Here is a 19,955-nt window from a genome sequence, read left to right on the forward strand (position 1 = left end):
GCCGTGCTCGACTTCATCTATTACCCGGTGTCGGCCATTCTGTGGTTCTGGCACCAGGCATTCGGGTATGTGCTGGGCAAGAACAGCGGATTCGCCTGGGCACTGGCCGTGGTGTTCCTGGTGTTCACGTTGCGGCTCGTGCTCTACAAGCCGTTCGTGAAGCAGGTGCGCACCACCCGGCAGATGCAGGAGTTGCAGCCCCAGATCAAGGAGCTGCAGAAGAAGTACAAGAACGACCGTCAGGAAATGACGGTCCAGATGCAGAAGCTGCAGAAGGAACACGGCTTCAACCCGCTCATGGGCTGTCTGCCGGTGCTGCTGCAGGTTCCGGTGTTCCTGGGTCTGTTCCACGTGCTGCGGTCGTTCAACCGCACCGGCCACGGGATCGGGCAGCTGGGCATGACGCCCTACGACAATGCCCACACCCCGAACTACATCTTCTCCGCGGCCGACGTTCAGTCCTTCCTGTCCGCCCGGCTCTTCGGCGCTCCCCTCTCGGCCTACATCACCGAGCCCGCCACCGTGCTGCAGTCCTTCGCCGACTACGGCGGCGTGCCGACCAAGCTGGCCATCGCGCTGGTCTCGATTCCGCTCATGGTGATCGCCGGTGTCGCGACCCACATGAACGCCCGCGCCTCGGTGGCCCGGCAGTCCGCGGAGGCCGCGGCCAACCCGCAGGCCGCCATGATGAACAAGATGGCGCTGTACGTCTTCCCGCTCGGTGTGCTCGTGGGTGGTCCGTTCCTCCCGGTGGCCATCTTGATCTACTGGGTCTCCAACAACATCTGGACCTACGGGCAGCAGCACCTCGTCTTCGGCCGCATCGAGAAGGAAGAAGAAGAGAAGAAGCAGGCGGCCCTGGAGCGTCGCGCGCAGAACGCCCCGAAGCCGGGCGCCAAGCCGGTCGACGTCCGCAAGAAGCAGGCGGCCGCCAAGGTCGAGGACGCCCCCGCCGATGCCGTCGAGGACGCTGTCTCCGATGCGCCGCAGGCGTCCCAGAATGGTGCCAAGCCCGCGCCCGGCGCCCGGCCGAGCACCGGCAAGAAGCGCTCGGGTAATCGTGGCCGCGCCAACCAGAAGCGGCGTCGCTGAGACTGACAACTCCAGATGAAGGAAACAACCATGACTGTTGAAACCGACGGAGGGGAACCCACTGTGACGGCAGCGACTGCGGCACCGGACGCCGCGACCGACGCCGAGGAAGCGCTCATCGAAGAGGGTGAGATCGCCGGCGATTACCTCGAGCAGCTGCTGGACGTGCTCGACTTCGACGGCGATATCGACCTCGATGTGGAGGGCGACCGCGCCGTCGTGAGCATCGACGGCGGCAAGGATCTGGCGAAGCTGGTCGGTCGCCGGGGTGAGGTGCTGGACGCGCTCCAGGAGCTGACCCGGCTGGCCGTGCAGCAGGCGACCGGCGTGCGCAGCCGCCTCATGCTGGATGTCGCGGGCTGGCGTGCCAATCGTCGTTCGGAGCTGAGCGCGCTCGGCACCGAGGCGGCCAAGCGCGTGCTGGAAACCGGTGAGCGTGAAGCCCTCGCTCCCATGACGCCGTTCGAGCGCAAGATCGTCCACGACGCCGTGGCCGCCCTCGACGGTGTGGTGAGCGAGAGCGAAGGCGTGGAGCCGAACCGTCGCGTGGTGGTACTCCCCGCCTGACACGCGGACACGTACGGCAGGGCCCCCGGGTTACAGAGACCCGGGGGCCCTACGCTTATCTGAAGTCGTCCCCCGTCGCAATTCGCCACCGTGCGAGGGGGTTCGGGGGCACGATCCCCGAGAGTCCCCCATGGGTTGGGCAAGTTCGTTCGGAAGGATGTTTCACGTGGAACCTGACACCGAGATGACCGCTCCGGGTCCGGTCGATCCCCCGGCCGCGGCCGCGGTCGTTTTCGGCGATCGGCTCGACAAGGCCCGGCTCTACTACACCGCCCTCGCCACCGCGGGCGTGGAGCGCGGATTGATCGGCCCGCGTGAGGTCCCCCGGCTGTGGGATCGCCACATTCTCAATTGCGCGGTGATCGGTGACCTGATCCCCCACGGCGTGCGCGTGGTCGACATCGGCAGCGGGGCGGGCCTGCCCGGCATCCCGCTCGCGATTGCCCGCCCCGATCTCCGAATCACCTTGGTGGAGCCGCTGCTTCGCCGGACCGTCTTCCTGGCCGAGTTCGTGGCCGAGGCCGGACTCGACAATGTCCTCATTGTGCGCGGCCGGGCCGAGCAGGCCGGCGTGAAGAAGGAGGCGGGCGGCGCGGACATCGTCACCTCCCGCGCGGTCGCTCCCCTGGCGAAGCTGGCGGGGTGGTCCATGCCGCTGGTTCACGAACACGGACGGATGCTGGCGCTCAAGGGAATCAGCGCCGCGGAGGAACTCGAGCGCGATCGCGACGACCTGACCAAGGCGGGCGCGGGGCACGCCGAGGTCCTGGAATGTGGTGTGGGAGTGCTCGAGACGCCGACCTATGTCATCAGCGCCGAGCGGTTGGCGCGCGCCGAGCGCCGGGCGGAGCGCAAGGGCGGGGGTCGTGGGACCAGTCGCCCGAAGCGTCACTGACGAAGCTCGGGCGACTCCCGGCGTCGCGATGTTTCATGTGAAACATGAAGCCGATTGCGATCTTTGAGTGGTTTCGCGGGTGAGTTTCCCTGACTCGAGGCGTGTCGCGGTGCGAAGCTGCCCGTTCAACTTCCGTATTGTGTCCTCTACTGGCAAGCTAATGAACGTCGAGCGTGAACGACTTCCAGCCGATTCGAGCCAGCCCTCGGTGACAACGCAGCGTCGCGGCCGTTGCTGCCTGGTGCGCGAAATTCTGCTCGGCCATGTGTCTTTGAGTTCTTCGGGTTAGGAGCCTGTATGTCCAACGGTCCGGCGAATGTTTCACGGGAAACAACGTCCCGGGTTCCCGGCATGCTCGATAGCGGTCCCTTCGATACCGACGAGTTCAGCCGTACCCCGTTCGGGAACATCTCCGCTGACACCCCGATTGCCGCCGAAGCGCAGCGCGCGAGTCAGGTGCTGTCGGGCACCAATGCTCAAATTCCGCGTCCCCGGGAACAGCGCGTCATCACCATCGCCAATCAGAAGGGCGGCGTGGGCAAGACCACGACGGCCGTGAATCTGGCTGCCGCGCTCGCCATTCAGGGCATGCGGGTGCTCGTCATCGACCTCGACCCGCAGGGCAATGCCAGCACCGCCCTGGGCATCGAGCACCACTCGGGCATCCCCTCCAGCTACGAACTCCTCATCGGCGAGTGCTCGGTCAGCGACGCCATCCAGCAGAGCCCGCACAATGAACGGCTGCTGTGCATCCCGGCCACCATCGACCTGGCCGGCGCGGAGATCGAACTCGTCTCCATGGTCGCCCGCGAGGGCCGGCTCAAGGCTGCCATCCAGGAGGCCAATCTCGCCGGGTACGACATCGACTACGTCATGATCGACTGCCCGCCGTCGCTGGGTCTGCTCACCGTCAATGCGATGGTCGCCGCCAAGGAGGTGCTGATCCCCATCCAGTGCGAGTACTACGCACTCGAGGGCGTGGGTCAGTTGCTCCGCAATATCGGTCTGGTGCAGGCACATCTGAATCCCGGATTGCACGTCTCCACCGTCGTTCTCACCATGTACGACGGCCGCACCAAGCTCGCGGATCAGGTGGCCGAGGAGGTGCGCTCGCACTTCGGCGACGCGGTGCTGCGCGCGGTCATCCCGCGCAGCGTGAAGGTGTCGGAGGCTCCCGGCTACGGCATGACCGTCCTCGATTACGATCCGGGCTCGCGGGGTGCGATGAGCTACCTCGATGCCGGACGTGAGATCGCGTCGCGTAACTCGGCGCGCCAGACTGCGTCGGCGCCCGTTTCGGACGCACAATCCGGTGTGTAGGTGAATCTCGGTGGCGGTGAACGGTGAACAACGGAAGGGGTCGGTAGGCCGATGAGTCAGGCGAAGAAGGGTGGACTGGGGCGCGGCCTCGCGGCACTGATCCCGACCGGCCCGGCGACCACGCCCGGCGGGCTCGGCAGTGCCGCCGCCAATGTTGTCATCGGCCTGGATCCGGTTGGTCCGCAGCCGGCGTCGGCGCACCTGCATCGGGTTCCCGATCCGGTCGAGCCGGCCGTCGACGGCACGGACGCGGGTGCGGTCTACCGGGAGATCCCGCCGGAGCAGATCGAGCCGAACCCCAAGCAGCCGCGCACCGTCTTCGAAGAAGAGGCGCTCGCCGAACTGGTGCACTCCATCAAGGAATTCGGTCTGATGCAGCCCATCGTGGTGCGTCAGGTCGAGTCCGTACCGGTCCCCCGCTATCAGCTCATCATGGGCGAGCGGCGGTGGCGGGCCAGCCAGGAGGCGGGCCTGTCCGCCATCCCGGCCATCGTGCGTGAGACCGCGGACGACTCCATGCTGCGAGACGCGTTGCTGGAGAACATCCATCGGGTGCAGCTGAACCCGCTCGAAGAGGCGGCCGCCTATCAGCAGCTGCTGGAGGAGTTCGGCGTCACCCACGAGGAACTGGCCTCGCGCATCGGCCGTTCGCGTCCGGTCGTCACCAATATGATTCGCCTGCTGAAGCTTCCGATTCCGGTGCAGCGCCGGGTGGCGGCCGGCGTGCTGTCGGCCGGCCATGCCCGTGCCGTGCTGGCCCTGGAGGCGGGGGCCGACGCGCAGGAGGCCCTGGCCGCGCGCATCGTGGCGGAGGGCATGTCGGTCCGGGCGACCGAGGAAGCCGTCACCCTGGCGAACCGGAATCCGGATGCGGTGACTCCCCCGGCGCCCAAGCGTAAGCCGATTCAGATGCCGGGTCTGCAGGACGTGGCGGAGCGGTTGTCGGAGTCCTTCGACACCCGCGTGACGGTCAGTCTGGGTAAGCGCAAGGGCAAGATCACGGTCGAGTTCGGCTCTATCGATGATCTCGAGCGAATTGTCAGTCTCATGGAGCAGTCGAAGCCCTAGAGTGGGTCCCCCCCGGGGGTCACAGTGGAAACGTCACTGTGACGTTCGGGTTCATGGCCCTGGAGAGGCGTAAAGCGTTGATCGCTTATTCTTTTTGGCGAGCACTGTGTGATGCGGCGTGAGTGTGGATGAATCAGACAGCTGGAGGCTGAGCAGAGCGGTGTCGACCAGCGTGACCGCACTTACCCTCGGCGGACTCGACAAACTTCCGGTACATGCGCGGCGGTGCGTGTTCTGGGAGATCGATCCGGCGGTGGCGGCGGATTCCCATAGCTTCAGCGACCCGACCTTCGAGAAGGAGGCCTGGCTCTCCACCGTCATGTTGCAGTGGGGGTCGTGCGGGCAGGTCGCCGTGGTGGATGACCGGTCGGCGGGCTGCGCGCTCTATGCGCCGCCCAGCGCGGTGCCGCGTGCCGGTCTCTTCCCCACGTCTCCGGTGAGCCCGGATGCGGTGCTGCTGACCACGCTGAGCGCCGAAATGCCCTACCGCGACACCGACATAGCCCTGCAGCTGATTCAGGCCGTGGTGGGCGATCTGGTGCGCCGCGGCGTGCGGGCCATCGAGGCGTTCGGCATTCGCAAGGATCCGCCGACCACCGCGATGCCGGCCGCCGGTTCCATGACCCTGCGCGAGCGGATCGGCACGCCGCGCCGCTCGCCCGCGCCTGCCCCGTCCGGGTGTTCGCCGGAGCAGTGCATGATCGAGGCCGACTTCCTGGAGGACGTCGGTTTCAAGGTGGTCGCCTCGCATCATCGATTCCCGCGCCTGCGTCTGGAATTGGATCACGAGCACCTGTGGAAGGAAGACGTCGAGCGGGCGCTCGACCAGCTCCTCGCGGCGGCCGCGCTGACCATGCCCACCCGCATCGCCACGCGGTAGCCCGCCCGGGGTTCCCACTCCCCGACGAAAAACCCCTCCAGCCCGAATGGGTTGGAGGGGTTTGTTTCATGTGAAACATCAGAGCCGGTCTGCGGCCGCCAGTTCCTCGGCGAGCAGTTCGGCGAATGTGTATGTCCCCGTGGGCTGGTCGTCCTGGCCCAGCAGGTACAGCCGCTTCACGGAGATCAGGATGGCCTCGGCGATCACGTCGCGCATGCGCGGGTTGGTCAGCACCGAGGAGTCGTAATCACTGGTCAGGTAGCCGATGTCGACCTGGACGGTCGGCATCTTGGTGAGCCGCAGCAGATCCCAGGTGCGGGCGTGGGTCCGGCAGTCCTGCAACGAGGTTCGTGCCACGATCTCGCGTTGGATGAACCCGGCCAGCACCTGTCCGATCATGGACGTGGAGCCGTGCGAGTTGCCGAAGTGGAAGCTGGCCACGCCGCTGGCGGCACCGCTGTCATTGCTGGCGCAGCGCAGCGAGATCATCAGGTCGGCGTCGAAGGTGTTGGAGGTCTCGGCCCGCTCGGCGTCGGAGGGGTTGGCCCCCCACGGCCGGGACAGGAAGGTCTCCATACCGGTTGCGGCCATGCGTCCTTCGAGCCGGCTGGCCAGATCCCAGAGGATCTCCGATTCGTAGACGTCACCGAATTCGGTCGGCACCGGGGACCCCTTGTCGGGTCCGCCCAGGCCCGGATCGATGACGATGCGCTTACCGGTGAGCTGCGGCCCGGCCCGGTGCACCACCTCTTCCTCGGCGATGCGGTGCGGGTTGCCGCCGGTGACGCGGGCGCCCAGCAGATCCAGCGAGCGCAGGGTGTCGGGACCGCAGATGCCGTCCGAGGACAGCCCGATCTCGCGCTGGAACGAGGTGAGCGCGTCGTGGGTGTGCGGGCCGAAGTAGCCGTCCACCCGGTGCACGTAGAAGCCCAGATCCTGCAGTCGCCGCTGCAGGGTGGCGACATCGTCGCCGTACAGCGGTGCGGACAGCTGGTAGATGAGGGTCCGCGCGCCGAGGCGGTAGGACGCCTCTTTCAGCGCGCGGTAGGTCGCCGGACCGACCACGCCGTCGACCAGGAGTCCGCGGTGCTGCTGGAAGGCACGCACCGCGGAGTCCAGATCATGGTCGAAGGTCGCGTCGGCGTCCTTCCAGTACTCCCCGATCGGACCCGAGGGGTCGCTGTTGGGGCGGGAATGCAGGAACCCAAGGCTTGCCAGGGTGCTCCGAACCTCTGCTACGGCTGGTCCTGTATCGCCGTGACGAAGTCGGTGCATGCGTGAGAGCCCTTTCCTTCCGCCAACCCGGGTACCCATTCATGCGGCGGTTCATACCTACGCACGACCGGAGCGTCGAACGATTGTTTCAGACCCGGACCGAATTTCGGCAACTGTCGAGTGCAGGCATCCTAACCCTGGCGCCCGCGTCCGGGGTCGAAGGAGGCAGCTTGCGTAACCACGTAGGCCCCCGCTGGCGCCGAAATTCTATCCAGCGTCGTTAAAGAACTTCTTCCAGTTCGCGCAAGAGGGCAGCTTTGCCCTTCGCACCGACGATCCGCTTGGTTTCCTTGCCCCCTTGGAACAGGACCATGGTAGGCAACGACATGATGCCGTAGTGGGCCGCGGTCTCCGGGTTGTTGTCGGCGTCCACCTTGGCGATGGTGATCTTGTCCGTGTTGGCGGCGGCGATCTCATCCAGCACCGGTGCGACCATCTTGCACGGGCCGCACCAGGCGGCCCAGAAGTCGACGAGAACGGGCTTCTCGCTGAGCAATACCTCGTCGGCGAACGTGGCGTCGGTCACCGTCTTGGTGGCACCGGTCTTGGCGTCGGACATGCCTGGCTCCTTTTAGTTGTTCACTTCCACCGGCTGACCGGCGTGATCGAGGGTGTTGGTGGTGATGTCACCCTGCTCGGCCAGCCAGCGCTCGGCGTCGATGGCCGCGCGGCAGCCGGTACCGGCGGCGGTGATGGCCTGCCGGTAGGTGTGGTCGACCAGGTCGCCGGCGGCGAAGACGCCCGGCAGCGAGGTGTAGGTGCTCTGACCCTGGACCAGCACGTAGCCCTCGTCGTCCAGATCGACCTGGCCGCGCACCAGTTCGCTGCGCGGGTCGTGGCCGATGGCGACGAACAGGCCGGTGGCGGCCAGTTCGGAGGTCTCGCCGGTGCGAGTGTCGCGCAGAGTCAGGCTGGTGACCGCGGTATCCCCGTGCACCGCAACGACTTCCGAGTTCAGGACGAAGCGGATCTTGTCGTTGTTCTTGGCCCGTTCCAGCATGATGCGGGAGGCGCGGAACTCCTCGCGGCGGTGGATGATGGTCACCGAGCTGGCGAACTTGGTGAGGAAGGTCGCCTCCTCCATGGCCGAGTCGCCGCCGCCGACCACCACGATGTCCTGGCCCTTGAAGAAGAAGCCGTCACAGGTGGCGCAGGCGCTGACGCCGCGGCCGAGCAGCTCCTGCTCGCCCGGGACGTTCAGGTAGCGGGCCGCGGAGCCCATGGCGAGGATCACAGCGTAGGCCTCGTGGACCTCGCCGCCGACGGTCACCTTCTTGATGGGACCGGTCAGGTCGAGGGCGTCGACGTCCTCGGTGCGGATGTCGGTGCCGAAGCGCTTGGCCTGCTCCCGCATCTCCTCCATGAGGTCGGGGCCCATGATGCCCTCGCGGAAGCCGGGGAAGTTCTCGACCTCGGTGGTGGTCATGAGCGCGCCGCCGAACTGGGTGCCCTCGAAGAGCAGCGGTTCCAGTTCCGCCCGGGCGGCGTACACCGCGGCGGTGTAGCCGGCCGGACCGGAACCGACGATGATCAGGTCGCGAACAGGCGTGCTCAAGGTGGCCCTCCGAAGCTGTTGTGCAGAATTTCGATCGCTCGAGCGTGAGCGTGTCGGTCAACAACAGCCTAAACGCTGTTGTTCCCGTGCCTATTTGCCCTCCGCTTCGCTCCGGGCGGTTCGCGGCCAAGGCGCAGGTCTATGGAGCCGGAAGCTCGATTCTTCCCTCCTCCGCTCCTACGCTTCGCTCCCCCGCTCCAAGGCGGAGGTCTATTCCAGCCGCAGTCCAGAATCGAGCCGGGCCGCGAACTACAGGCCGATCTCCAGGATCGTTGGGCGCTAGCCGATATCGGCGCGTCCGAGCACCTGCGGATTGCCTGGGCCGCAGCCTGTTCCGAGCACGGCCGCGGTGATCTGCGGGGGTTTGGGTCCGGCCAGCAGGACCAGGACGCCGGGTGTGCCGGAGAACACGACGCTGCGGGAGCCGAGCACCTGGCGGTCCAGCCCGGCCGCCTGCAGGCACGCGGCGAGCGCGTTGCCGGCCGCCAGCGGGCCGGTGATGTCGTGGCGGCCCATGGCGGTGAGGACGGCAGTCGGCGCCAGACTCGGGTCCAGGTTGGCGTCGGCGGCCGGTTGGGCGGCCGGGGCCACGGTGCGGGTGCTGACGGCGTCCACGGCCACCACGGCGCCCGCGACCACCGCCGCGGCGGCCGCGGCGACGGTGAGCCAGCGCAGGCGGCGGGAGGGGGTCTCGAACGGGACGGGCTCGCCGGGATCCGTGTCGTCCTCGAACGCAGCCGGGGGGTCGGGATCCTCGAGCTCACGGGGATCGAGCCGGCCGGTATCGAAGACGGAGCCGTCGAGCACCGGCATGGGGGTGGTGGAGGGCGGGGCCGGATGGGTGGAGCGGGTGACGGGCGGCGGCGCGACGGGCAGCCGGGTCACGGTGGCGGGCCGGTCGGCGGTGGCCGGGTCCTCGTCGCCGGTGGCGAGGTCTTCGATCATGCGTTCCAGACGGGCGGCCACCTCGGCGGGCATGGGGTGGGCGATGTGTTCGTCGCGGCCGAGGTCGTGCAGGCGATCGTCGACGCGGTCGAGTGAGTGCAGATAGCGCATGGCCTCCGGGTCGCGGCGGACCGCGGGCCAGAGCCGCTCGGATTCCTCCGGCGGCAGACTGCCGCCGTGCAGATCGGCGAGCAGTTCGGTGGAGAAGGGCGGCGTGGGTACCGCGGTACCCGCCATTGCTCCTCCGGTGTCCTCCATTGCCCCTCCAGGGCCTCGAGTAGGAAACGCAGACCTGTCTTTGTATCCGACGCAGCGGAACCGTTCAAGGTTCCCCCAATATCGCTTTGTTCGAGGGGAATTCAGGTGTTCATCGCAGGTCCGGAATTCGCTTCGCGAAAGTGCGCCGCGAGCCGCCGTCGCCCGCGGGCGCACCGGCTCTTGACGGTGCCCTCCGGAATGCCCAGCAGCGCAGCGGCATCCGCGATGGAGTAGCCCTCGAGCTCGATGGCGACCAGGACGGTGCGCTGGTCGGCGGGCAGGGTGAACAGCGCCGCGTCGACCATCAGGGTGGCCTCCAGGGCCGCGAAATCGTCTCGCGGGCAGCGTGGTTCGTCGGCCGTGTCCTCGGACAGGGGTTCGGTGCGGCGCAGCTTGTTGCGGCGGATGCGGTCCAGGCAGGCATTGACCACGATGCGGTGCAGCCAGCTGCGCACCTCGGCGTCGCCGCGGAAGGCGCCCGCGGCCTTGTGCGCGGACAGCAGGGCGTCCTGGAGCGAGTCGGCGGCGTCCTCGGGGCCGTAGGAGGCGCGTAGCGCGGTCTGCCAGAGATGGTCGCGGTGGCGGCGGAGCAGTTCGGCGAAGGCGTAGGGTGCCCCACCGGCGTGGGCGGTGAGCAGGTCGCGATCGCTGACCTGCCGTGCTTCCACGAGTTCGTGCGCTGACGACAATGCTTCCCCTCAGACCGGTGGCACGGCCTGTTCACGGGCCGGGCGTCACCGAGATGTGTGGCTGTCATCCGGGACCGTAGAAGTCGGCGCCCGGGAGCTCCCCTTGCCGAGAGTACGCAGGATCATATCGAAGATAACGATTCGGTAGCAACGAAAATTGAGAAAAAGCGCAGGTAGCAGGCCGCTTGGTCTGAATTGCGCGATCTGCTTGTAATCAGCGCTCAGTGTTGCTCAACTCTCAGGTTCGCGGCCCGTCTCGTTCTGGACTGCGGCTGGAATAGACCTCCGCCTTGGAGCGGGGCAGCGAAGCGGAGGAGCGGAGGAGGGAACAACGAGACCTTCAGGGCCGCGAACCAGCCCGGAGCGAAGCGGAGGGCAGATCAGACGCTGGCTTCGAACCGGATCTCGGCGATCGAAGACTGGAACTGGCCCCCGTTGTTGGCGAGCTGGGTGATCCACACCAGCACGTAGCGGGCCGGCTGATCGGCCCGCACCGGAATCTCGGTGGTGCCGTCGCCGAGCACCGCCGAGCCGATCAGCTGGGTCTGATCCAGGGTCGGCGAGGCGGTCGGCGAGGTGCGGATCTCGACCTGTGTTCCGGGCGAGGGCGATTCGATGATCACCTTGGTCAGCTTGCTGGGGCTGCCCAGGGTGGTCAGTACGCCCACGCCCTTCTTCAGGGCCGGGAACTGCTGGAAGTAGGCATCGGTGCGCCAGGTGGTGGCCGGGTTGTTGTCCAGCACCGCCGCGATGCTGCCGACATTGTCCGGGGTGCCCTCCGGGGAGAACACCGTGGCGCCGGTGACCGGCACCGGCACTCCGCCGGTGGCCGGCGCGCCGGCCGGAGCCTGGGACGCGCCGGGGCCGGCCGGCGCCGTCGCCGAGGTGGTGAGGCCGATATTGCGCTGTTCGTTGAGCGGCGCGTTGGCGGAGCCGGGCGCGAAGACGCTCAGCAGCCACCAGATGATGACGCCGACCACCAGCGCGGCCAGCACGCCCAGACCGACCAGGATCCACATCATCCGCTGCGAGCGTTCCTTCTCGGCGGCGAGCAGTTCCGGATCGGCGAGGGTCTCGTCGGGTGCGCTGGGCGGCTTCTGACCCAGGCGCAGCACCGGGATGAAGTCGGTCTTCTGGTCCACCACCGACGCCTGCTCCAGCACGTGCTGGACGGTGGCGGCGGTGCGCACGCCCTTGTTGGACTCCAGCGACCGCACCGCGACCGCGGAGATCTCGAAGGGCACCTCGGGCCGAATGGTCCGGGGCTCCACCGGCGTTCCGTCCGGGCCGAAGTCGGCCAGCGGCAGGCCGCCGACGGTGGCCGCGCTACCGGAGATGCCGCCGACCCGGATCGGCCAGTGCGCGGTCATGAGCGCGTAGAGCATGGCGCCCAGGCCCCGCACGTCGGACTGGGCGTCCGAGTCGGACAGCGTGCCGGGGAAGGCCAGCACGGCGTCGCCGGCCGCGCTGATGCGCACCCGGTCCGGATGGTCGATGGACAGCGAACCGCCGCCGCGGTGCGCCATTTCGGCCGCGGCCGCCAGCGCCCGGACGGCGCGCGCGGCGCCGATCGGCGACGGCACGGTCTCGGCCATCTCCTTGAGCGAGCGGCCGGGGGTCCACTCGGCCACCACGATGCCGCCGGAGGAGCCGCGCACCACGTCCAGCACGCGGGCCAGACCGGGCGAGTTGATCCGGCCCAGGCGCAGTGTGCGGGACAGGATGGCCTGCGGCCCATCGTGTCCGGAGTTGTCGGTGGCCTGCTGATCGGCGTCGACGAAGGTGAGCGCGACCTCGCGGTCCAGTTTCACATCGAGGGCCTGCCAGAACTTCAGCCCGCGCGCGCCGCCGTGGCTGGTCAGCAGCCGGTACCGGCCGCCCGCCACCGACGCGCCGGGCGTCAGCTTGGGGCCGCGCTGGATGCGCTTGCTCGGCGATTCCACCCGCATGGGCGGCATCTGCGGCGAGATGGCCTCGTACACACCGGTTTCGGGACCGGCGTGGTCCTCCGCCTCCGGTAGGTGCTCGGGTTCCTCGTGGTCGCCCTGACCGCCGGAGCGGGCCGCGGACTCGGCTCGGCCACCGGGCTTTCCGCCGGCTGCACCGGAGGGAGGGGTGTCCGTGGAGAGCCCGCCGCCCGCGGCCGTTGCGGATTCGGCGGCCGGGACACCGCCCGCCGCATCGTCGCTCACCCTCGTTCCTCCTTCGCCCTGGTGTGTCGAAGACCGATGTATCGGAGCCGGAACCGCTGCGGCATCCGAAGTCGTGCGGAAGCCGCCGTCCGGTGTCCGTGCACTGTCCGGCGTGCCGCGGGAGCTGTCCGCGGACATGCCGGTCTGGGCAGTTGCGCTTGCCTGCCGAACAGGGTACGGGAACTCGGTCTTTTCGGTGAGTTCAACCGCATCGGGCCGGATGACGGGCAGCACCATGGTCTGCGCGTCGAGGTACGGATCGAAGCGGTAGTAGTACGGCGCCGCCCGCAGGTCCGGTTTGGGCAGCAGCGTGGTCTCGTGGATGTCCTCGAGCGGGGTGCCGTCGAGGTCGAGATCGGGTGCGGGCGGGGTGATGCCGAGTCGGCGCGAGACCGCGACGGTGATGGCCACGATCTCGGGAATGCCGAGCAGGCGCATCAGGCCGAAGGCCACGCCGAACATGACGAGGGCGGTGAGGCCGACCCGCACCAGCGAGCCGATACCGCCGAAGGACTCCGAAAGCCGGTGCAGTCCCAGCACTTTGTCCACGATGAGCAGGACCGCGCCACCGGCCAGCGATGCCAGCACCACCCGCGTGATGGTGTGGCCGACGTTGGCCATGCGCAGATCGCCCAGGCTGCGGTGCAGCAGCCAGCCACCGATGATGGCGCCGGTGACGAAGCCGAGCCCGCGGGCCACACCGAGGGCGATGACCACATGGTCGGCGGAGAACAGGACCGGTGCCAATGCGGACAGCGTGATTTGCACGCTGGTGATGCCGAGAATGATCCAGGTGGGTGTCCACGCCTGTTCGCGAGCGTAGAAGACCCGCAGGTGAATCAGCACCAGCGCATAGGGAATGAGGTTGAACGCCGACCAGGACACCGCCTCGCCGAGTCGCGCAGCGTCAGCGCCGAAGCGGCCGTAGCCGTAGATCGCCTCGCCGATCTGAGGTCCGGCGAAGGTGAGGAAGGTGACGATGGGGATCAACGCGATCATGGTCAGCCGGGTGGCCGCGCCCAGGTCGTCCACCACCGCCGGGGTGTCGTCGGCGGCGGCGTTGCGGCTCAGCCTCGGCATGATCGCGGTGAGCAGGGTGACGCCGAGCACGCCCCACGGCAGTTGCAGTAGCAGCCAGGCGTTCTGGTAGATGGTCGGACCCGCGACGTCGGCGTGCGAGGAGACCCGCAGTGTGAAGCTGAAACCGGCCTGGCTGATCAGGACGTAGAGCACGATGGCCGCGGCCATACCGCCGAACTGCTTGAGACGCGCATCCAATCCCCATAGGGGGCGTAGGTCGATGCCTTCTCGCCGGATCGCCGGTAGCAACGTCGCTACCTGGACCGCCACGCCCAGGGTGGTGCCGATACCGAGTAACAGCAGTTTCGGTTCGCCCATCCGAATCGGATCCAGTGTGATCTCGCCCGGCGCCAGCGCGAACAGACCGAGCACCAGCAGGGCGACGCAGTTGTTCAGGACGGGTGCCCAGGCACCGGGCTTGAACACCTGGTGGGTGTTCAGAATCGCCATGAGCAGCGCCGACATTCCGTACAGCAGGACCGCGGGAATCAGCATGTAGGTCAACGCGGTGGTGAGTCCGGAATTGACCTTGCTGTCGGCGGAGAGGAAGACGTGCTTTGTAAGTACCGGGGTGAGAATCAACGCGATGACCGTGCCCGTGCCCAATACGGTAAGCGCCGTGGTGAACAGGCGGCGCACGAAGGCCGCGCCACCGTCGGCGTCCTCACGCTCGGCACGGACCAGTGTTGGCACGACGATGGCGGTCAGCACCGCGCCGAGTAGCAGCTCCGAGATCATGTTCGGGATCGAGCTGGCGATGGTGAAGGCACTGGCGATGGCCGGTCCGAGCACAGTCAGCAGCAGAGCCTGTTTGGCGAAACCGGTGATGCGGCTGATCAGGGTTGCGAGGGCGAGGGACCCGGTATCCCGGACCAGCTTGGCGTTGGAGTTGTCGGGCTTCTCCTCCACCTGTGCGGCGGGGACGGTCGCGGTGCGCGGCATGGCCTGCCGCTGCGGACCGGTCGCAGGAGCCTGGCGCTGTGGGCCGGTCGACGGAGCCGGGCGCGGGTTCGACATCGGCGGTGTCTGATAGCGCTGTGGGTCGGAGCCGGGTGGGCGGTTGCCCTCGCCGCCGGGGTGTCCCCAGTGGTAGCGCTCTTCGGCCGGGACGCGCCCGCCGGTCATGGGATCGGGTCGTCCCTGCTGGGGGCGGGGGCGGTGCATGATGGGCCCGGATTCGCCGGGCAGCGGCGCCTGCCGCTGCGGACCGGACGGTTTGGCCGGATACTGCTGTCCCGGGTATCCCTGCGGATTACCGGGAACCGCTCGCTGCTGTCCGGAGGCCGGGCCCTGCGGGCCCCGCGGGCCGGGGCGGGGCGCGCCGCGTTCCCACGGCGCCGATGGCGTGCGCCGCGGCGGCGGCCCGTCAGGTCCCTCTGGTCGGCCGGATGAGCGCGGCCCGCCGTACTCGCTCACCGTGCCTCCTGTCGTTTCTTGTCCCGCTTACCCGTGCGCCCCGCACTGTCGTCTCCGCCTCGGGGTTCGGGGTCGAACCCTTCGTCGGCCGGGTCGGCCTGTCCGCGGAAGCGGTGCCAGAGCCGGCGGCCGACCAGCAGGAGCAGCAGCGCGCAGGCGCACGCAGTAATTATTGCCAACACCTGACCGTAAGCGTTGGACCGCACCGATACCGATACGGCATTGCCGAGCGGCACCCCGTCGGATGTGGTAAGCGCGATGGGAATGACCAGGTTTCGGCTGTCGGATACCTCGGTGGGGATCTGGAAGGATCGATTCCCCTTGGCGGGCAGCTGCTGTTCGCCGATATCAGTGATGTTCGTCTCGGCCGGCGCGTCGATCTTGAAGCGCACCCGGATGGCCACCGGGAGGTCGTTGCGGGCCACCAGCAGCAGCGGACTCTGCTCGGAGGCGAGGGTGTAGACGCCGCCGGGCGGCAGTACCGTCGCCGAACCGTAGAGGTTGTCCATGGTTTTGGTGGTCTGGTCGAGCCGGCGCTGGGCGTTGGTGTCCGCGGCGGCGGTCCCGGCCCGCCGGTCGGACAGCGAGAGCACCCGGATCAGGTCGTCGCGCAGCGGGGTGAGGAAGGCGCGCGGGCTGAGTTCCTGCTGCGGCACGTCCACCAGCGCGCTCATCAGCTCGGTGATGCGCTGGGCCTGCTGGTGCACCGGTTCGGCGAAGTGGGCGGGTACCGCGTCGTCGGCGGCCTCGCTCGGGTAGTCGAGCTGGTAACCCTGCGGATCCGGCTGCTGCGCAACCAGATCGGTGAAGGGCCGCGGCGTGGCCAGGCCGTTCTTCACCAGCAGGTCCAGTTGTCCCAGCACGGTGGCGGCTTCGTCCCGGTTGGCGCCCCACTGCTGCGGGGGCATCAGCAGCGCCGAACGCGGGCGGCCGGGTTCCGGGTTGAGCGCGGTCCAGGCCATGGCCCCGAGCGCGTCCTGCAGCCGGGCGGCGCGGGAGTCGTTGGTGACCTCGTAGCGGACCTTGTCGGGGGTGAAAGGCGGTGTGGGTGGATTGGATCCGATGGCGGCCAGCGCGGTCGCGGCCCAGATGTCGAAGGTGGCGGCGTGCAGGGTGGCGGGCGCGGGCGGCGGGGTCGCGCCGGCGGTGGGCGGCAGGGTGATGTCGGCGAGGTTCACCACGTCGGGGGTGCCGGGTTCGGGGGCGGCGCCGCCCGGTGGGGTCTTGGCGGCGGTGAAGTTGGCGTGGTTGTCGCCGGTGGTCACGGCATTGTCGGCGAGCAGGGTGGTGGTGAAGCCGTGGTGCGCGAAGAGGGTGGCGCCGTCGGTGTCGACGGTGCCGGCGTCCGGAACGGCCACGCCGCGTACCGATTTCACCGCGAGCAGGGTGTCGATCAGGTCGGCGGGCGCGTTGAGCGCGCGGTCGGCCAGCGTGACGTCGCCGGCGGCGGCCAGCGCGCTCGGGTCGACCTGCGCGAACGGCAGTGCCACCACGCACATTCCGGGTGCGAGGGCGCGCAGCCGTTCCAGCCACGCCTTGGCGGCGTGGCTGCCGGTGCCGGAGCGGGTCGGCCCGTCCGGATCCGAGGGGCTGGCCAGCACCCGGTAGTCCCTGGTCATGTCGGACACGGTGATGAGCAGGTCCGGGTCGACGGCCAGGCAGAGCGCGTTGACGAGGTTGCGGTCGCGCCCACTGTCGGGTTTGACCACGCTCTCCAGGGCCGACAGCAGCTGGTCGAGTCGTCCGCCCTGCGCGAGCGAGGCGGCCAGGTCGTCGTCGGTGAGCAGCGCCTGCCCGTCGGGGGTGCCGGGCTGTCCGGCGACCAGCCGGGGCCGGTCGGCCAGCGGCCACAGCATGGTGGTGGCCACCGGCGGGGCGTCGACGGCGGGCGGAGCGGCCGGTGCGAGCGCGCGTTTGGGGTCGGTGCCGGGGACGCCGAGGACGGGCAGCAGGAAGCGGGCGTCGTCGAGGCGGGCCTGCCCGCCGTACGCGGGCTGGCCGTTCACATTGAGCAGCAGCGGATAGACGCCGGGCGCGGCGATGTCGAGCGACGAGATGTCGCTGGGCAGATCGGTTCCCGCGCGCAGGGCGACGGTGAGGCTGAACTGTTTGCGCTGTCCCGGGGTCAATTGGTCCGAGACGTCCTGAAATTCGCCGTTGATGTCGTAGTTGACCTGGTCCAGGCGCAGGGTGGAGCGCAGTCCGCTGGGGCTGGTGACGGCCGCGCCGCGCTGGATGCGGATGCTGACGTCGTCCACCGGCCGGTCACCGATATTGGTGACAGTGCCCGACACCACGAAGTAGGGGTCGCTGGCGGCGGTGATGGCGGTGGGCGTCACCGAATCCAGGGACAGCTTCAGGAATTTCGGTCCGCTCGGCTGTCCGCTGCCGCTGCCGGTGGGTTCGGCGGCGGCAATGGGTGTGCCGATTCCGGGTCCGATTCCCAGCGTCGTGAGCACCGCCAGCATTACCGCGACGAGTGAAAGCAGCGTGCGCTGCGATCCCGCACGCGTCATTGTCTGCCGTTCTCCATCCGGTCGATCAGCCGGTTGGCGACCTCGGCCAGCCTGCGTTCGTCAGCGTAGGCGAGCCGGGAGTCCAGTTCGCTCAAGGGAACCCAGGCCACCTTGGTGACCTCGACGTCGGCATCGGAGAGCTCACCGCCGAGTGAGCGCATCAGATAGTGGTGCACGGTCTTGTGTACCCGCCGGCCCTCGGTGACGAACCAGTAATCGATGCTGCCGAGTTCGGCGACCACGGTGCCGTGGATGCCGGTCTCCTCCTGCACCTCGCGAATGGCCGTCTGCTCGGCGGTCTCGCCCTCTTCGATGTGGCCCTTGGGCAGCGACCAGAGCAGTCGTCCGCGCCGGTCGGTGCGTCCGATGAGGGCGGCGCAGCGTTTATCGCTGGGGCCGTCGAGGCCGTCCACCACCAGTCCGCCCGCGGAGGTTTCGCGGACCGTGCGCATGCGAGGCTTGGCCGCACCGGTGGATTTCGCCGCGGTACCGGCCGAACCACGCCGCCGGGGCTGGCGGCGTCGACTGTTCGCGCGATCGGCCGGGGACACTGCGTCAGTCTATAGGGGACGGCGGCTCCGCCCGCCCCAGCGGAGTAGCTCCTATATATACAGAGCTCTCATAGCAGGTAGACGCCGGTCGTGGCGCGGCACGCCGGGTGACCGGCGGGAGCGGCAGGACACTTTTCGGGGATCGCGACCCCGACCGACTAAGCTGCGTTTTCGTGGTTTCGCCGAAGTCCGAGGAAGCAGCTGTGGAGGATCGTCGTACTCGCCTGCTGGCGGCGGCCGCGATAACGCTGGGACGGCTCTCGGATGTGCTCACTCCGCTGGGTGAACTGTTCGCCGCGCACGGTCATCAGCTGTATCTGGTCGGCGGTAGCGTGCGCGACGCGGTGCTCGGCCGGTTGGGCACCGATCTGGACTTCACCACCGATGCCCGCCCCGAGGTGGTGCAGGAGCTGATGCGCGGCTGGGCCGACCACCTGTGGGACACCGGTGGTCTGGCCTTCGGCACGGTGAGCGCGGCCAAGTCCGGGCAGCAGCTGGAGATCACCACCTTCCGCAGCGACGCCTACGACCGAGTCTCGCGCAATCCGGAGGTCACCTTCGGTGACACCCTCGAGGGTGATCTGGTGCGCCGCGATTTCACGGTGAACGCGATGGCGGTGCGCATCGGCGCGCTGGGCGAGCTGGAGTTCGTGGATCCGCTCAACGGCGTCGAGGCGCTGCTGGCCGGGGTGCTGGATACGCCTGCGCTGCCGCATGATTCGTTCCACGACGACCCGCTGCGCATGCTGCGCGCCGCGCGCTTCGTCGCGCAGCTGGGTTTCCGGCTGGCGCCGCGGGTGCGGGCGGCGATCGTCGAGATGGCTCCGGAGATCGATCGCATCACGGCCGAGCGGGTGCGGGCGGAGCTGGACAAGTTGATCGGCGGCGAATACCCGACCGAGGGCATCGACGTCATGGTCGAGACCGGGCTGGCCGAGCGGGTGCTGCCGGAGGTCCCGGCCATGCAGCTGGAGATCGACGAGCACCATCAGCACAAGGACGTCTACCAGCATTCGCTGACCGTGCTGCGTCAGGCCATCGACCAGGAGCAGGGCGATCCGGATCTGGTGCTGCGCTGGGCCGCCCTGCTGCACGACATCGGCAAGCCGCCGACCAAGCGCAATGAGCCCGGCGGCGGGGTCAGCTTCCACCATCACGAGGTGGTGGGCGCGAAGATGGTGCGAAAGCGTATGCGCGCCTTGAAGTATCCGAAGCAGTTCACCGAGGACGTGGCGCGGCTGGTGTACCTGCACCTGCGTTTCCACGGCTACGGCAAGGGCCAGTGGACCGATTCGGCGGTGCGCCGCTACGTGACCGACGGCGGTGAGCTGCTCCCCCGTCTGCACAAGCTGGTCCGCGCCGACTGCACCACCCGCAACAAGCGCCGCGCCGCGGCCCTGCGTTCGACCTACGACGATCTGGAGACCCGGATCGAACGCCTGCGGGAGCAGGAGGATCTGGAGCGGGTGCGCCCGGATCTGGACGGCAATTCGATCATGGAGCTGCTGGACCTGAAGCCGGGCCCGGATGTCGGCAAGGCGTGGCGTTTCCTGAAGGAACTGCGCCTGGACCGTGGTCCGATGACGCGCGAAGAGGCCGAGGCGGCCCTGCTCGAATGGTGGCCGACCCAGCAGGTTCGATAGCCCCGGGAGTCGG

General features: G+C 68.5%; 15 protein-coding genes. 7 read left to right on the forward strand and 8 right to left on the reverse strand.

The genetic code is table 11. The features are described from left to right. Positions 1–3 precede the first annotated feature (3 nt). The 6 genes from yidC (at position 4) to ACWEQQ_RS02265 (ending at position 5,822) form a co-directional block, all read left to right on the forward strand. Complete coding sequence (yidC, locus tag ACWEQQ_RS02240; RefSeq protein WP_379400795.1) at positions 4–1,092, forward strand: membrane protein insertase YidC; 1,089 nt, start codon at positions 4–6, stop codon at positions 1,090–1,092. A 30-nt stretch (positions 1,093–1,122) separates the two neighbouring features. Further along, the gene (locus ACWEQQ_RS02245; RefSeq protein ID WP_354849012.1) at positions 1,123–1,659 is read left to right on the forward strand and encodes a Jag family protein; all 537 of its coding nucleotides are present in this window, start codon (positions 1,123–1,125) and stop codon (positions 1,657–1,659) included. Between the two features lie 157 nt (positions 1,660–1,816). Further along, the gene (gene rsmG, locus ACWEQQ_RS02250; protein WP_051153107.1) at positions 1,817–2,554 is read left to right on the forward strand and encodes a 16S rRNA (guanine(527)-N(7))-methyltransferase RsmG; all 738 of its coding nucleotides are present in this window, start codon (positions 1,817–1,819) and stop codon (positions 2,552–2,554) included. 351 nt (positions 2,555–2,905) lie between these two features. After that, positions 2,906–3,874 (forward strand): ParA family protein, encoded by a 969-nt coding sequence (locus tag ACWEQQ_RS02255; RefSeq protein WP_452339363.1) that lies wholly within the window; start codon positions 2,906–2,908, stop codon positions 3,872–3,874. Positions 3,875–3,925: 51 nt separating this feature from the next. After that, complete coding sequence (locus tag ACWEQQ_RS02260) at positions 3,926–4,942, forward strand: ParB/RepB/Spo0J family partition protein (protein ID WP_452339364.1); 1,017 nt, start codon at positions 3,926–3,928, stop codon at positions 4,940–4,942. A 160-nt stretch (positions 4,943–5,102) separates the two neighbouring features. Next, positions 5,103–5,822, forward strand: a complete 720-nt coding sequence (locus tag ACWEQQ_RS02265) for a GNAT family N-acetyltransferase (RefSeq protein WP_452339365.1) — start codon at positions 5,103–5,105, stop codon at positions 5,820–5,822. Positions 5,823–5,900: 78 nt separating this feature from the next. On the opposite strand, the gene ACWEQQ_RS02270 is transcribed toward ACWEQQ_RS02265, so the two are convergent. The 8 genes from ACWEQQ_RS02270 to ACWEQQ_RS02305 form a co-directional block, all read right to left on the reverse strand. Further along, the gene (locus ACWEQQ_RS02270; RefSeq protein WP_379384558.1) at positions 5,901–7,097 is read right to left on the reverse strand and encodes an N-acetylmuramoyl-L-alanine amidase; all 1,197 of its coding nucleotides are present in this window, start codon (positions 7,095–7,097) and stop codon (positions 5,901–5,903) included. Positions 7,098–7,317: 220 nt separating this feature from the next. Then, positions 7,318–7,656 carry a thioredoxin gene (gene trxA, locus ACWEQQ_RS02275; protein WP_354849029.1) on the reverse strand — a complete coding sequence of 113 codons (339 nt, stop codon included), beginning with the start codon at positions 7,654–7,656 and terminating at the stop codon, positions 7,318–7,320. A gap of 12 nt (positions 7,657–7,668) precedes the next feature. Continuing rightward, complete coding sequence (gene trxB, locus ACWEQQ_RS02280; RefSeq protein WP_364609047.1) at positions 7,669–8,652, reverse strand: thioredoxin-disulfide reductase; 984 nt, start codon at positions 8,650–8,652, stop codon at positions 7,669–7,671. A 279-nt stretch (positions 8,653–8,931) separates the two neighbouring features. Continuing rightward, positions 8,932–9,855, reverse strand: coding sequence for a hypothetical protein (locus ACWEQQ_RS02285; RefSeq protein WP_452346847.1), 924 nt, complete (start codon positions 9,853–9,855; stop codon positions 8,932–8,934). 101 nt (positions 9,856–9,956) lie between these two features. Further along, entirely contained in the window at positions 9,957–10,544 is a 588-nt protein-coding gene (gene sigM, locus ACWEQQ_RS02290) for an RNA polymerase sigma factor SigM (RefSeq protein ID WP_452346848.1), read from the reverse strand. Between the two features lie 380 nt (positions 10,545–10,924). Beyond that, entirely contained in the window at positions 10,925–14,758 is a 3,834-nt protein-coding gene (locus ACWEQQ_RS02295) for a murein biosynthesis integral membrane protein MurJ (RefSeq protein WP_452346874.1), read from the reverse strand. A gap of 470 nt (positions 14,759–15,228) precedes the next feature. Continuing rightward, positions 15,229–17,748: a DUF6049 family protein gene (locus ACWEQQ_RS02300; protein WP_452346849.1), complete on the reverse strand. Its 2,520-nt coding sequence runs from the start codon at positions 17,746–17,748 to the stop codon at positions 15,229–15,231. Beyond that, a complete protein-coding gene (locus ACWEQQ_RS02305) occupies positions 17,745–18,299 on the reverse strand; it encodes an NUDIX hydrolase (protein WP_354849043.1) in 555 nt (184 codons plus the stop codon). Before ACWEQQ_RS02305 ends, ACWEQQ_RS02300 begins: the two co-directional genes overlap by 4 nt. Positions 18,300–18,502: 203 nt before the next feature. On the opposite strand from ACWEQQ_RS02305, the gene ACWEQQ_RS02310 reads away from it, so the two are divergent. Then, entirely contained in the window at positions 18,503–19,942 is a 1,440-nt protein-coding gene (locus tag ACWEQQ_RS02310; protein ID WP_452346850.1) for a CCA tRNA nucleotidyltransferase, read from the forward strand. Positions 19,943–19,955: the final 13 nt, after the last annotated feature.

The organism is Nocardia sp. NPDC004123 (assembly GCF_053603795.1).